The sequence below is a fragment of the Armatimonadota bacterium genome, from assembly GCA_017303935.1.
Taxonomy (GTDB): Bacteria; Armatimonadota; Fimbriimonadia; order Fimbriimonadales; family Fimbriimonadaceae; genus JAFLBD01.
Window position 1 is genome coordinate 424,506 of record JAFLBD010000002.1, and the last position, 13,709, is coordinate 438,214.

Sequence of the window (13,709 nt, forward strand, 5' to 3'; positions counted from 1 at the left end):
TTGCAAAGACAATTGCTAGGATTGTGATTTGCCACGTATTCTTTACGTGCTGTTAGCCGACGACCAAGTGGAATCTCCCATACGGTGTAGAGACCATGGGAGAAACAAAGATTGTCATTTTTAGTGTCGGGCCAGAAAGCTATGGCCTGCCGATTGAGTCCGTAGAGCGCATCATGAATGAGGTGCCTGTCACTCGGATTCCACGCACTCCAGCAATGCTCCGAGGCGTATTTGATCTTCGAGGCACGACGTTGCCTGTGCTTGATCTCAGGCTTCGATTCGACATGGAGAGTACGAAGGATGAAAAGACCTTTGTGATTGTCCAGTCGGGCGAGCTTCGGGTTGCCCTCGTAGTGGATTCCGTGCAGGGTATCGAAGCGATCGAGTCCTCGGAAATTGAGCCCGCGCCAGAAGGCTGGGCACTGAAAGACGATCCGTTCCTCTCTGGAATTGCCAAAACAAACCACGGGCTTGTCGCCTTGTTGGATTCGAACTTCGTCGTGCCAAAAGCGATTCGAGATCGAACCAAGAAGCTAGACAAGTCTGCTGCGTAACAGCTTTAGCGCCTGCTCTTGTAGCGACTCCGGCGATAGCGATGCATCGAGCGTGAACCATCTTTTTGGTTCGCGCTCGGCCTCATTTAAGAACCCATGCCGAACGCGCTGGCGGAATTCGAAAGACTCAAGATCGAGGCGATCCCCCTTTTGGGCTCTCGCGGCAGAGATTTCTAGGCTGAGATCCAGCAAAAAAGTGACGTCTGGCACCAAACCATCGGTCGCAAATGAATTCCACTCGCGTAACTGCTCGATGTCGAAGCCTCGGCCATAGCCCTGGTACACCACGGTCGAATCTGCAAATCGGTCACACAAAACGATCTTGCCGGCTTGAAGCGCAGGCCGGATCAAAGTGGAAACATGCTCTGATCGGTCAGCCAGGAACAGGAAGAGCTCCGCACGTGCGCTGATATGTCCGCCATTAAGGATGAGATTTCGGATCGATCCACCAAGCGCGCCTGCGCCCGGTTCTCGGGTGACGACCACCGAGAATCCTTCTCGCTCCAGCTGGGATTTCAGCGCCGCGATCAGGGTTGATTTTCCCGCCCCATCAATCCCCTCAAAAGTGACAAACACGCCTTAGGTTACCTTGGGGGTTCCTACGCTAAAATGTTGAGGTGAGGCTCCCAGAAGACCAATGGCAGAGCTCAATGCAGCGCGTACTGCGTCCCGACCAAATTCTGGGCGGAGCGGCGGTTTTGCGCGCCTACGATTGCGACGCTTACACCGTTGATCGTAACAAGCCTGCCTTTGTCGTCCTTCCCGAATCCACCGAAGAGGTTCTCAATATCGTGCGGTGGTGCTTGGAGCATGAGGTTCCTTTCACCGCGCGAGGGGCAGGCACCGGGCTAAGCGGTGGCGCAATGCCCGCTCTAGGCGGAGTCGTTGTGTCGACCAAACGGATGAACCGGATTCTCAGCATTGATCTTCCAAACCGGAGATTGCGCGCGGAAACTGGCACGGTGAATGTCGCGATCACTGCTGCGGTTGCCAAACACGGCCTCCATTTCGCGCCCGATCCGTCTTCGCAATCGGTTTCAACTCTTGGCGGGAACATCGCCGAGAACAGCGGCGGTCCACATACGCTGAAATACGGAGTGACTGCGCCGCACATTCTGGGATTGACGGTCGTAACCGGTGACGGTGAATTGCTCGAACTCGGGGGTGGCGCCCGCGGCTCCGCGGGACCTGACCTTATCGCGTTGATGATCGGGGCGGAAGGGTTGATGGGGATCATCACCGAGGCTTGGGTGAAGCTGACACCGCTGCCGGAGCATGTCGAAACCGCGCTGGTGAGCTTCGGGTCTACGCGTGATGCGACCACCTCCGTGAGCCAGATCATCGCTGGCGGAGCGGTCCCGGCGGCTCTCGAAATCATGGATCGCAACATTCTGAAGGCACTCAATGCCGCCTTCGGATTGGAGTATCCGGCCGGGACAGAAGCACTCTTGCTGGTGGAATGCGACGGGTCAAAATCGAGTGCGACCAAGGAAATCGGAATAGTTGAGTCGGTTTGCCGGAGCAATAACTGCCTTCAATTCGAAGTCGCCAAGGATGAGTCCGAGCGCAAGAAGATGTGGCTCGCTCGCAAGAAGGGCATCGGCGCGATGGGCCGACTGGCCCCGTCGATCGTCACCCACGACGGCGTGATCCCGCCCAGCAAGCTTCCCGAAATGCTGGACTTTGTGTACGAAGTCGCAGGGGAATCTGGGGTCGGGGTGGCTAACCTATTTCACGCCGGTGATGGAAATTTGCACCCTTGCTTTTACTTCGATGATCGCGACCCGAGTCAGGTTCAAGCCGTCGTTGATGCTGGAACTAAGATCATCGCGCGATGCATCGAACTCGGCGGGTCAGTCACCGGCGAACACGGCATCGGCGTTGAGAAACTCGATTTGATGAAACTGATGTTTTCGCAGAGCGATCTCGCCGCGCAAACTCTTTGCCGAAATCTCACCAATACTGCTGGCTTGTGCAATCCCTGTAAGGTGATCCCCGATCAAAAAGGGTGTGTCGAGCATATGCGCCGGTGGCGAGGAGTGGCGACCTAATGTTTCGTCCGCAAACCGTCGAAGATTTATCGAATTGGGTGAAAGAGCAGTCTGCTGTGCACTTTGTGCCGACACGCGAGCAACCGTGCAATTTGGATTTAGCCGGTTTGACCAGTCCAATGAGGATCGAGAAGTCGGACTTTTTCGGCTGTTTTTCGGCGGGAATCCCGTTCGAAGTGGCCGCAAAGGAACTTGAAAAACTCGGGCTAGGATTTCCGTTCTTGCCGGTCGATCGCTCACTAACTTTGGGCGATCTGGTCAATTCGGGCATGCCCAACATCTGGTCGACCCCGCTGGGCGAATGGCCGTATTCGGTGATGGCGATCCAGTTCATGCTCGCGGACGGCAGTGTCGCAAAGTCGGGTGCAAACGTCGCGAAGAGCGTCGCCGGCTTTGACCTCCACAAATTCATCGTAGGCGCGATGGGAACAGTCGCAATTCCACTCGAGATTACGTTCCAATTGGTTCCACTGCAGGTCGTGCCCGACCGAAACGTCGCCCAGGTTCCAAATTCAACCTGGGTGCAAAGAGTGTTGCCAGCGGACTATGAATTGGCGAGCCAAAATTCACCACTTTTCACGAATCCAGAATTTCAAACGATTTGGTTTGCAAATCGTCCTTCCCGTCGCTTCGACGGAGACTGGATTCGGCGGCTGGACGGCCGAGCGGGCGATCCATTATCAAACCCGAAGATCTTTGATCGGATCAAGCAGGTTTTTGACCCAAGCCACAAGTTAAGTCCTGGCATTTTGGAGGCGGTTTGAGCGACGCGCCTAAATCCTTGAGCGAGCTGACGAGTCATTGCATCCGATGCGGATTCTGCCTCGAAAGCTGCCCAACGTTCAAAATCTCCGGCGAGGAATCGGAGAGCCCGAGGGGCCGAATCTATCTGATTCGTAGTGCTGAAGAGCAACTTCTGGACTGGAAAGCGGATGTCCGCCCGCATATGGATAAATGCCTGGGCTGCCGTGCGTGCGAAACGGCCTGCCCAAGTGGAGTGGAATATGGCGCGATCTTCGAAATCGCCAAATCGAAGCTGGTTGCCGAGGATCCGAGTTTCATTCGCAAGTTGCTCCTCAAGGTGCTCACGAATCGAAAACTTGCGGATTTTCAGTTCCGTGCTGCGGGGTTGTTGCCAGGCAGGAAACTCCCTTCATTCATGCAGCGATTTGTGAGTCATCAGCCTGCTGAAGCACGGATTCCTTCGCCACAGAAACTACCCGACTGGCCCGCACTTGATGAGTCCGCGCTACCGCCAATCCGGGGAGAAGTTGCCCTGCTGAGCGGCTGCGTGATGTCTGTGTTGTTTGATCCGGTCCACGAGGCGACGGAACGACTGCTGCGCCGGGTTGGGTTCAAAGCAGTGCGAGTAGAGAATGGGTGTTGCGGCGCGCTTTGGTCGCACTCTGGCTACCCTGAAGAAGCGCGCAAGAGTGCGTTGGAACTTGCCAAAAAGTTGCCTGAACGGACGCCAATCATCGTGAACTCGGCGGGATGCGGAAGCACGATGAAGGAATACGTCCACCTCGATCAGTCTCTGGCTGAAGTAGGGAGTAGGGTGATGGATATCAGCGAGTTTCTGGAGCAAAATGGTCTCCTCGAATCGCTTCAGACCGCGAAAGGAATGGAGTCAAAGATCACTTACCACGACGCGTGCCATCTGGTGAATGGCCAACGAGTATCGACCCCGCCCAGAAGGCTCTTGGAAGCAATTCCAGGCATCGAATTGGTGGAATTGCCGGAAGCCGATCTTTGTTGTGGAAGTGCTGGAACATACAACGTGACTCAGCCCAAAATGGCCCGCGAACTACTCGATCGGAAGTGGTCCAATATCGAACAAACAGATTGCAAAATTGTGGTCATGGGCAATCCTGGGTGCCAAGCCTGGATTCAGCAAGCGAGCGAGGAGCATGGCTCTGTCATCAAGGTGATGCACCTTGCCGAGGTCCTAGAATCCGCGTTTTCGGGAATGAGGCAATGAGCGAGCGCGTTTTCGATGTCGCGAGCGAATCCGACATGTTGCAACTTGGAGCGGCGCTCGCCAAAGAGTGGCAGACGGGTGATTGCGTGCTCCTCATTGGAGACTTGGGCGCGGGAAAGACGACGCTCGTTCGAGGAGTGTTGCAGTCTTTGGGAGTTGTCGAAGGAGTCCGATCTCCGACTTTCAACTTGATGCAGATTTTTGACACTCAGCCACCGGTAATGCACGCTGATTTGTACCGACTGGATACCGCCATGGGAATCGGCATGGAAGAGTTCTTTGCAGATCACTTGTGCCTGATCGAATGGCCCGACCGCGCGGAAGGTTTGGTCGATTCAGAACAGTGCTTCGTGGTCAGAATCGACTTCGCCGGTAGTGGGCGACGAGTAACCGTCAGCCGCTAAGCCGCTTCACTCACTTCGGTAATCATCGTCACGATTTCGGGATCAAACCGGGCAGGATCGCGCACGAGTGGTTCGCCTTGATCTTCTGCAAGCGTGATCAGGGCGGAAAGAACGCGGGCAAGTAACGGGATCTTTTGCGCCTTCATCTGCATTGGTCCGGTGCCGTCGAAGCGCTCGTTCATCGTCATGAGGCTTGGGAGCAACGGCCGGAATTCAGCGGCCAGTTCCAATGAGCGCATCAACTCGGGATCGTTCTCGGCCATCATGCGGCGATAACCAGGATAGACCTTGATGAGGTTCTCCAATATCTGCTGTTGGTTCTTGCTGAGGGCAAGTTGCTCGCTCACATGCTTAGCATACGGCCGCAGATATTCCCACAGCGCATCGCTAATTTTGCGTTCATCTTCACGCAGCCAATCTTCGAGCCACGAGGTGTCTTCGAGGTCCGTGACCTTCGGCTCTTCCTTAAATTGACCCTCGTAATACACTACGCGATTTCGTCCAGCCCTCTTGGCCTTGAACAGCGCGACATCCGCAGCCTTCAGCAGAGATTGGCAATCTCTTGCCGTCTCCGGATAGCTTGCGACACCGATTGAGGCGGTCACGTGTCTGGAGCGACCATTCGGACTCAAGTATTCGATGGACTCGATGGCACGGCGGAGGCGTTCAGCAACTTCGGTGCTGTAGTGCAGATCTAGACCTGGTAGCACCGCGCTAAATTCCTCGCCGCCATAGCGCGCGGGAAGGTCATAAGGCCGCAATGTGTCTTTGATCTTCTTGGCTACTTCCTTAAGCACGAAGTCTCCGGCATCATGGCCTTCTTCTTCGTTGAACGCACGGAAGTGGTCCACGTCGATCATCAAGACGCCGAGCTGGGTGCCCGTTCGCTCTGATTCGCTCACACGCGAGGTCATGAACTCTTGGAGCGCACGGTGATTTGCAATTCCCGTCATCGGGTCAAAGCTCGCCATACGCTCGACACTCTCGAACATCAACGCGGTGTTCAAGGCAAGCGCTAGGTGCTCGGCGAGGGTCTCGAACAGCTCCTTCGCTTCCAGGAATCCCGTGTCTTCCTCGCGGCCCACAACCTCCAAAATTCCAATCACCTTATCGCCAATGGTGAGTGGCAAGCAACCCATCCCTTTCGGCTTGAGGTAGCAGAATTTTGCTTCCAGCTGGTTTGTGAGCAACCCTTCGCTGACGTTCGACGTCCAGAACGGTTGCCGCTTCATGGCGACAAGTTCTGCCGTGCATGAAACCTTCGATTCAGGTTCAAGCGTTTCGAGCAATCGGGCGCCTTGCCGGTTGACGCCGACGTGAGCTTTTAGGTTGAGCTTGTCTTCGTCGGTGCCTTTGCCCCAGAGCAGAACGGCGGCCAGTCCGCAAGCGCTGGCGATTTCGTGGACCGCCAGAACGGACAACTCGTCGAGCGTCTGGTGCATGGCGAGGGCTTTGCCGATCCTTCGGAAGAGCTCTGCCGAGCGTGCATTTTGGGTTGAGCTTGCTCGGATTTTGAGTTCTTCCTGGGCATCGGTCACCAACAGGAGCACATCGCGTGTACGTCCCGCGCGCGAAGAAGCGCTGTAGAACCGATAGCCGTCAAGGAACAGGCAACCGCCTTCGCCACGTTGCGCAGCAGCTTCAACGAGGTTGGCTAAAGGAGTTTCGAGGAGGGTGGAGCCGGCAGAAAGGAGCTCAAGACGGGACGCAAGGCCCCAAGTCCTCTTTATTCTGCCGTAACCGTCGGTCACAGCAACCCCGATCAAGTTCGGATCTAGATTGCTGAGAAGACCTGGTTCCGGAAGATCCAATATCAGCTGCTCGCCTTCTGGAAGTGGAACCAATACTGGATATCCTTCCGCCGTCCAAGGCGAAATGCCATCCGTTGTCCTGATTCCTAATTCCGCAAAGACGGCGTGCAACCACGCGATCTTCGGATTTTCGCTCAACCCAAGGTAAATGTCGGCTCAGTTCAGTACTTTCTGCAGGCAACTCTATCAATTCTTGCGGCAGGTATCTTTAGCTCAAATGAAGTCACAGATTTTTGCTGGGATTTTTTCGATAGTCCTCCTCCTTTTAGTGGGATGTGGTGGATCGGGAAACGGCGGCGGGAGTAACACGATTTCTTACCGCACGAACTGGAACAGCACGAGTGGCAGCCAGATTGTCCAGATCACAAATCTCTCGACTTCTGCGATGAGTACCCGGCTCATCAAGTCGACGGATGTTGACGAGATCGGCGACTTTGGTGGACTTGAAAACGGACGCTATCTGGTCAAGGTCACACTTCACTCGGACATGACCGGATCGAGCCCATCCTTAGGCGAAATCACTGCAATCATTCAGCCCACTGGCACGGAAACGTTCGTTTCTGAAGTTGGTGGGGTGAACACCGATATCGTCATCACGCCTGGTGTGAGCATCATTCCTCAGGGTACGACCCAGCAATATGCCGCTCATCTCGTTGGTGCATCTGGCAAGGCCCACTTTGCCTCACCGAGCCAATTGACTTTCTCGGCGAATGGAAACGTGACTGTTGATGCGAGCACGAAAATCGCGCTTGCAGGTTCACCCGGCAGTGGCAACTTGGTGGTCAACTACGGCCCAGATTCGCTAACAAAAACCTTGCCGATCACCGTCACGGCGACTGGTACTACGACTAGCGAATGGACGATCTTGGTGTACATGAATGCGGCCAATGATCTCTATCCTTATTCGACCCTAAACATGAACCAGATCGAAGAGGTCGCAGGGAATCCAAATGTTCGATTCGTGGTTCAGTGGAAGCAGTCGCAGTCGAATTTCCCATCCAGCACTTTCAACGGAACTCGGCGGTATCTGGCGAAGCCTGATGTCACCAACAACATCGCCAGCCAGCTTGTCCAAAACATGGGCACTTCAGTCGATATGGGTTTGCCCTCGACACTTGCCGACTTCATCTCCTGGGGTAAGGCCAATTACCCGGCAAATCGGTACGGATTGATCGTCTGGAATCACGGGAACGGCTGGCAACGAAGTGCGAATTCAACTCGGGCCGTCAGCTACGACGATCAGACTGGGAACGCAATTCAGATTTATCAGCTCGACAGTGCGCTCGGATCGAACCACTTCGACTTTTTGGCGTGGGATTCTAGCTTGATGCAAATGCTCGAAGTAGCCTACGAAGTTCGATCAAATGCGGACTACGTGATCGGTAGCGAAGAGAGTCCTCCGGGCGAAGGGTATCCGTACGACGACGTCTTTAGACCGTTTAGGGACAATGCGACGGCCAGCACTCGAAACCTTTCAAAGTCGTTTGTCGATGGAATGGTTAACGATCCTCGGTACACCAGCCGAAAGATCACTCAAAGCGTGATTGAATCATCCAAATTGCCAGCACTGGCGAATTCTGTAAGTGAACTCGCCGTTACTTTGATCAACCGCCGAAACCTGATTCTTTCGACGCTGGCAGACATCCGCGCGAATGCTAAGAGCTTCAGCCAAACCGGAGTGCGAAAGTACTACGATCTTGGCGACATTTGTACTCGGCTAAAGAATGCGCCTGGGATGCAAAGCGATGTCGCCGGTGCTGCGACTCAGGTGCTCGCCGATTTGGACGATGCGGTGGTTTGGGAAGGGCACAACGCTCAATCCCTTGGCAGCACTGGGATTGCGATTGACTACTCTACCGGCGGGCTATTTACCTCGTTGCAAACCGATTACAATCCACTGAAGCTCGCGATCGATACATATTGGGACGAATGGCTCCGAGTTAGCCCATAAGTAAAAAAGATTTGGGCCAGCGCGGGGAGAAGGGAATGCTGCTGGCCCTATTTTTGGGATTGGGATGCTATTTGGTTTTTGTCGTTTAGAGTGCGACACTAACACCATTCCGCGAATTTTTCGCCTAGGATTCGGTTGAACTACGGGGAAACATCGCCGTGTTGAAGTTTCTGGCAACTTTCGTAGCGGTAGATTCTCTTGGAATACGCAGATTTGAATTCAATGTGCTATAATCTCGCTTCGCGCTGAACTATCGGCGCAACTCTATTTGGAGAATTTAAAGACCAGACATGAGCAATGAAACCACTCCGACGCCGACTAAAGAGAGTCCAGACGTTGCGTCGATCTCCGGTGGCGAAGACAAGGACTCACAGTTTTCAGCAGCTTCAGCTGCTTCGCAGATTTTGCGCGACAAGGAAGGAGACGTTCGACCAAAGGGCCGACGCCGCCGAAAAGTCAGCTATCTCACCCTTCAAAAGATTGATCACGTGGACTACAAGGACGTGGCAATTCTCAAGCGATTCCTGAACGAGCGCGGCAAGATGTTGCCAACACGCCAGACCGGAAACACCGCAAAGCAACAACGAATGGTTTCTATCGCCATCCGACGTGCGCGAGAAATGGCTCTGCTTCCGTTTGTTGTGATCGATCCACCAGCCGATCGGCCATTCAAGCCACGTACTCCACGCGGCGACCGACATTCCGACAGCAACTAATCGGTTCATCAAATTGAAATGCAGAAGGTGCTAGTTTCAAATGGAACTAGCACCTTTTTGTTGATCCAGACATAAAAAATCCCGAGCGGGAAGGAGAGGACAAACCCCGCTCGGGCAATTGCGTTGCTTCGTGTCGCGTTGTTTAGGTTTCTGGCGAGAAACCTGTTTATGTTGGGTCATTTCGCCCAACCTACTTTTCTTGTTGGATGTTCTGACTCGATTCTTTAGGAACGTGGTTCAAATGGCATCCAGGTTATGCAACACCGGAAACGTCCTTCACGTTCCCATGGGCCCATGAGGTCCTATTGATTGGCGAATTCTGCGATAAAGTTTGCACTGGAAGTGAGCGCCGCATCGGGCTTGACCAACTCTCTCAATTCGGCCATTTTTTGGGTTTGAGCCTGCCGCTCTTCGCTTCCGGGGTCCAAAAGCAGGGTCAGCCAGTTTGCCATTGCTTCTGAGCTGGCTTCATGCTGAATGAGCTCAGGGAAAGCGCGTTCTTGCAGGATCAAGTTCGGCATGCCGATGTGGTCAAACTTCGGCCGGACGATTTTGGCCTCAAATTCCATCATTTTTGAACCCTTGTAGACGATCGCGAACGGGCAGCCACAGAGCGCGGCCTCGAGCGTGGCAGTGCCCGAGCATACAATCGCCGCCGCCGCTGTCCGCAGCACCCAATAGCGATCGCGGCTGAGAACGAGTTCCGCCGTACCGTGGTAGTGACGCTGCCACAATTTTCGGATCTCTTCGTCAGAGACTGTGGATGCAACCGGAATCAGAATTCTGTCGATCTGCGAGAGCTTCTCGCAGGCCGCGGCCATCGCGGGCAATGTGTAGTTGATCTCATGGAGTCGGCTGCCAGGCAAAAGCGCAACCGTGGACTCAGACCGAATGACTTCTTGATGCGACTGATCAACAAGCTCTAAGATTGGGTGTCCGAAGTAATGCACTTTTGCGCCCATTTCGGCGAGGATGTCTCTCGACCACGAAAACGGCGTGATGATCGCATCTGTGATGGTGGGCAAATCCCGGCCCTGTTTATGCCTATTCCAACTCCCAGGAGGGATGAAGTACACCACTTTCCAGCCGTATTGCTTCGCCAGCCTGCAGAGCCGGACATTGAGATATCCGAAGTCGATCGGAACGAAGATTCCAGGGGAGCCAAACCGGAGGGCGTGTTTCGCGGCCAGCATTCCAGAGTAGATCGTCGGGACTCGCTTGAGGGACTCGATGATGCCGATTGCGCCCCACCGGCTAGAATTCGCGACCAGCTTGATGCCGCTTTCATCCGAAAATTTGCCGCCGATTCCTTCGAAAAGTGCTGTTGGGAACTCGGAACTGAGTCGTCGAACGAGTTCGGAGGCGTACACGTCTCCGCTGGATTCACCCGCCGAAAAAAAGAATCTCAAGGTTGATCGCCGCGACCGTTCTTTCCAGAAAATCTTCGTTGCTCAAACTGCAACATGTACTCAACTTCGGGAGTCAATTCGACGTCTCGCCGGACAATTTCCATCGCGTGAGTGAGCCCGAGTTGACTCTTAAAAAGAAGCTTGACTGCCTTGTGCAAAGACCGGCGGGCATCCTGAGAGACCCCGATTCGGCGCAGGCCCACAGCGTTGATATCGGCGACGTGATTGTCGCCTTCCACGATACAAAATGGCGGGACATCGCGTGTGATTCTAGCCATGCCGGCAACCATGGAAGATCGCCCGACGCGGGTCCATTGGTGAATCCCCGCCATGCCACCGATGTTCGCCATCGGCTCGATGGTCACGTGTCCTGCGCACCCAACATTATTGGTGATCGTCACGTCGTCGGTGATATTGCAGTCATGCCCAAGATGGACAAAAGCCATCAAATAATTTCGATCTCCGACGGTAGTCTGCTTGCCAGGATATTTGGACCGATGGATCGTGACGTATTCGCGGATTACATTATCGTCGCCAATGATCACATAGCTCGGTTCTCCTTCAAATCGGCGGTCTTGCGGATCACCACCGAGAATCGCACCTTGCAGGACGCGATTATTCTTGCCGAGCGTCGTGCCCGATTTGACCGTTACGTGCGAATCAAGAACGGTTCCAGGCCCAAGCACAACGTCTGCCTCGACGTAGCAAAAAGGTCCAATGATGACATCGTCGGCGAGCTGCGCCGAGGAGTGGACTACCGCAGAAGAATGAATGTTTGCCACGTTCTATTCGGAGGCCTTCTCTCCCTTCTTGATCAATTTGAACGTCATTTCCATGCTGGCAGCTTGCTCGTCTTCAACCTTCGCGACGCATCGGATTTTGCCAATTCCGCGCTTGATCCAAAGTAGTTCGACGGTCGTTCGAAGCTGATCGCCTGGGACGACCGGTCGCCGGAACTTGACGTCATCGATGGCACCAATCACCGGAGTGCAACCTTTGTACTCTTCGTTGCTGAGCAAGATCACGGCTCCAGCCTGCGCCATGGCCTCAATGATCAACACTCCCGGCATGATCGGGTTTCCGGGGTAGTGGCCTTGGAAGAAAGACTCGTTCATAGTGACGTTCTTGATTCCCACGCAGCTTTCGGCTTGCATGTCTTCAATCCTGTCCACGAGCAGCATCGGATAGCGATGCGGCAGGCTCTCCATGATTTCGGTAATGTTCATGTACGATTTCATTAGTCGTGGCTTCCACAGCCGCCTCCAATTTACCCGTTATGTCTAAATTTGGCCCATTCTTTGAAAAGTGGCGATTGCTGTCAGATTGGCTTGCAAACGTGCTGGTCGTCGCTTGTGGGTTGATGTGCTTCATTGGTGCGCTGCAAGCGCATCAAGCTGGCGGGCCGGTATGGATTGTGGGATTGATGGTGGTCGCCGGACTTGTATTGATCTCGGCGATCACCCTTCGTAAGTTTCGCCGGGGCTAGCTGGCAGCCTCGGCAGCGGTCGATTCCATCGGCTCCATTGCTGAGACACAGGTTGCGATGGTCAAATCTCCTACAACATTGACCACGGTTCGGCTCATGTCGAGCACCCGGTCCACACCCATGCAGATTGCAATCGCTCCAGGAGGAATCCCGACCGTCGCACAAATGGCCGCGATCATCGGCCACGATCCACCGGGAACACCAGCGGTGCCTACACCGGCCAAAATCGCCAGCCCAACAACGGTGAGCTGCTGAGGAATTCCAAGCGGAATCCCAAAGAGTTGGGCCAAGAAGAGCACGGTCACACCTTCAAAGAGTGCGGTTCCATTCTGGTTCGCGGTGGCGCCGAGAGTCAGCACAAAGGAATTCACAGGTCGTGGAATTCCAAGATTTTCTTCGCCGGCTTTCAATGCGGTTGGGAGCGTCGCATTGCTACTGCTCGTCGCAAATGCCGTGAGCATGACGCCGCGCACGTTTGAAAAGAACCAGGCGGGCAAGCGCTTCGCAATCGCTGCAATAGCCAGTGAGTAAGTACCAAAAAGGTGAAGCGCGAGGACCACCAATACAAGAGCAGCATATTTGCCCAGAGCCATCAACGCGTCTACTCCAAGTGTTGCCGTAGTGGCAAAGATCAACGCAAAAACGCCAATTGGGGCGAACTTCATCGCCATATCGATGAGGTTGAGCGAGACCCCTAAAATTCCTTCAAAGAACTGCTTGACTGGAAGCGCTTTCTCGGGTTCGAGTTTGAGCAACCCGACTCCGAAGAAAACCGCAAACACCATGAATGGCAGCATTCCGCCGAGCTTGGGCTGTGATGCAGATTCCAGCGGGTTTTCAGGAACGAATTCAACGATGGTCTGGAGCACACCTTTGGCTTCCTTTGATTTCTCAACGCTAGCAGCAGCATCGTCAGGTTTGCCGAAAGTAGCTGCGATCTTCGCTGATTGTTCGGGCGAAATGCCCGATCCCGGCTGGACGAGGTTGACCGCTGCAATCGCCAATATCACCGCGACAGAGCTTAGAACCACCGTCATCAGCAGGGACTTGATTCCCAACCGGCCGAGAACGCGAACTTCGCCAAGATCTGCGATCCCAAGGATGAGCGAGCTGAACAAGAGCGGCACAACGACCATAAAGATCAGCCGAAGAAAGAGCTGCCCAAGTGGCTTGAAGATCTCGGAAACAGCCCATCCCAAAGTTGCGTTTTCGCTACCTAAGGTTGCGCGGGCGATCATGCCGAATGCGATGCCAGCGACAAGGCCCCAACCGATCAAGTGAAACCGGGAATTGGATTTCATTGCCCATTTTGACCCGATAATTGCGTGGTTCATCAATCCTGGCAT

At 54.3% G+C, this 13,709-nt stretch carries 14 protein-coding genes; 8 read left to right on the plus strand and 6 right to left on the minus strand.

The features are described from left to right. The first annotated feature begins 95 nt into the window (after positions 1–95). Entirely contained in the window at positions 96–554 is a 459-nt protein-coding gene (locus J0L72_06600) for a chemotaxis protein CheW (GenBank protein ID MBN8690448.1), read from the plus strand. On the opposite strand, the gene tmk is transcribed toward J0L72_06600, so the two are convergent. Beyond that, complete coding sequence (tmk, locus tag J0L72_06605) at positions 534–1,130, minus strand: dTMP kinase (GenBank protein MBN8690449.1); 597 nt, start codon at positions 1,128–1,130, stop codon at positions 534–536. The genes J0L72_06600 and tmk overlap by 21 nt on opposite strands. A gap of 41 nt (positions 1,131–1,171) precedes the next feature. Here tmk and J0L72_06610 point away from each other — a divergent pair, with 41 nt between their 5' ends. The 4 genes from J0L72_06610 to tsaE are packed head-to-tail and all read left to right on the plus strand — an operon-like array spanning position 1,172 to position 4,990. Continuing rightward, positions 1,172–2,605, plus strand: coding sequence for an FAD-binding protein (locus tag J0L72_06610; GenBank protein MBN8690450.1), 1,434 nt, complete (start codon positions 1,172–1,174; stop codon positions 2,603–2,605). Continuing rightward, positions 2,605–3,369, plus strand: coding sequence for an FAD-binding oxidoreductase (locus tag J0L72_06615; protein MBN8690451.1), 765 nt, complete (start codon positions 2,605–2,607; stop codon positions 3,367–3,369). Before J0L72_06610 ends, J0L72_06615 begins: the two co-directional genes overlap by 1 nt. Positions 3,370–3,386: 17 nt before the next feature. Further along, the gene (locus J0L72_06620) at positions 3,387–4,586 is read left to right on the plus strand and encodes a (Fe-S)-binding protein (GenBank protein MBN8690452.1); all 1,200 of its coding nucleotides are present in this window, start codon (positions 3,387–3,389) and stop codon (positions 4,584–4,586) included. Beyond that, positions 4,583–4,990, plus strand: coding sequence for a tRNA (adenosine(37)-N6)-threonylcarbamoyltransferase complex ATPase subunit type 1 TsaE (gene tsaE, locus J0L72_06625; protein MBN8690453.1), 408 nt, complete (start codon positions 4,583–4,585; stop codon positions 4,988–4,990). The genes J0L72_06620 and tsaE overlap by 4 nt, the downstream gene beginning before the upstream one ends. Here tsaE and J0L72_06630 read toward each other — a convergent pair. Continuing rightward, positions 4,987–6,939, minus strand: coding sequence for a GGDEF domain-containing protein (locus J0L72_06630; protein ID MBN8690454.1), 1,953 nt, complete (start codon positions 6,937–6,939; stop codon positions 4,987–4,989). The genes tsaE and J0L72_06630 overlap by 4 nt on opposite strands. A 79-nt stretch (positions 6,940–7,018) precedes the next feature. Between J0L72_06630 and J0L72_06635 the strand changes: the two genes are divergently transcribed. Together J0L72_06635 and J0L72_06640 are read left to right on the plus strand one after the other, a co-directional pair. Further along, on the plus strand, positions 7,019–8,752 hold the full coding sequence (locus tag J0L72_06635) for a hypothetical protein (protein MBN8690455.1): 1,734 nt from the start codon (positions 7,019–7,021) through the stop codon (positions 8,750–8,752). Positions 8,753–9,042: 290 nt separating this feature from the next. Continuing rightward, positions 9,043–9,468, plus strand: a complete 426-nt coding sequence (locus tag J0L72_06640; protein ID MBN8690456.1) for a 30S ribosomal protein S18 — start codon at positions 9,043–9,045, stop codon at positions 9,466–9,468. 302 nt (positions 9,469–9,770) lie between these two features. On the opposite strand, the gene J0L72_06645 is transcribed toward J0L72_06640, so the two are convergent. Genes J0L72_06645 through fabZ form a run of 3 tightly spaced genes read right to left on the minus strand, consistent with a single transcriptional unit; the run spans position 9,771 to position 12,103 of the window. Then, positions 9,771–10,877: a hypothetical protein gene (locus J0L72_06645; protein MBN8690457.1), complete on the minus strand. Its 1,107-nt coding sequence runs from the start codon at positions 10,875–10,877 to the stop codon at positions 9,771–9,773. Next, positions 10,874–11,659 (minus strand): acyl-ACP--UDP-N-acetylglucosamine O-acyltransferase, encoded by a 786-nt coding sequence (gene lpxA, locus J0L72_06650; GenBank protein MBN8690458.1) that lies wholly within the window; start codon positions 11,657–11,659, stop codon positions 10,874–10,876. Before lpxA ends, J0L72_06645 begins: the two co-directional genes overlap by 4 nt. Before the next feature lie 3 nt (positions 11,660–11,662). Further along, positions 11,663–12,103: a 3-hydroxyacyl-ACP dehydratase FabZ gene (gene fabZ, locus J0L72_06655; GenBank protein MBN8690459.1), complete on the minus strand. Its 441-nt coding sequence runs from the start codon at positions 12,101–12,103 to the stop codon at positions 11,663–11,665. Between the two features lie 50 nt (positions 12,104–12,153). Here fabZ and J0L72_06660 point away from each other — a divergent pair, with 50 nt between their 5' ends. After that, positions 12,154–12,363 carry a hypothetical protein gene (locus J0L72_06660; protein ID MBN8690460.1) on the plus strand — a complete coding sequence of 70 codons (210 nt, stop codon included), beginning with the start codon at positions 12,154–12,156 and terminating at the stop codon, positions 12,361–12,363. Here the strand turns inward: J0L72_06660 and J0L72_06665 are convergent. Continuing rightward, complete coding sequence (locus tag J0L72_06665; GenBank protein ID MBN8690461.1) at positions 12,360–13,664, minus strand: dicarboxylate/amino acid:cation symporter; 1,305 nt, start codon at positions 13,662–13,664, stop codon at positions 12,360–12,362. The two genes, J0L72_06660 and J0L72_06665, sit on opposite strands and share 4 nt — an antisense overlap. Positions 13,665–13,709: the final 45 nt, after the last annotated feature.